Raw genomic sequence first — 389 nt, 5'->3', positions numbered from 1 at the left:
ACCCTGATTAGCTGGCCCGCCCTGACCCTGCTGCTCTGGGGGCTGTCCCACTTCGCGTTCCGAGCGGACTGGCGGGCCGCGCCCTGGGCCGCCGTGCTCGCGCTCGCGCTCATCCTGCTGCTGGCGGTCCTGTTCACCCGGATCGGGGCCACCCTGTCCGAGCTGATCTTCACCACGCCCCGGGCCCGCGGCCTGCGCAGCGTCGTCGGCTCGGTGCTCCTGCTGAGCGCCCTGCCGCTCGCCTTCTTCCTCTTCTCGCCGGGCCGCGGCAAACCCACGGAGCAGACCTCCGCGGACGTCGCCGACCTGCTCGAGTGGACCCCGCTGGGCGCCCCGATCCGTGCCATCGCGGACGCCGCGGCCGGAGACAGCCAGACGGCGCTGCTGCG

At 74.0% G+C, this 389-nt stretch carries 1 pseudogene; it reads left to right on the top strand.

The features are described from left to right. Nucleotides 1-389 (top strand): annotated as a pseudogene (locus OOT08_RS01835) (hypothetical protein); the annotation flags it as partial.

Origin of the sequence: Leucobacter sp. M11, assembly GCF_035726885.1 — a bacterium.
GTDB lineage: Bacteria > Actinomycetota > Actinomycetes > Actinomycetales > Microbacteriaceae > JAPFRB01.
This window is presented reverse-complemented; position numbering and strand designations above follow the sequence as displayed.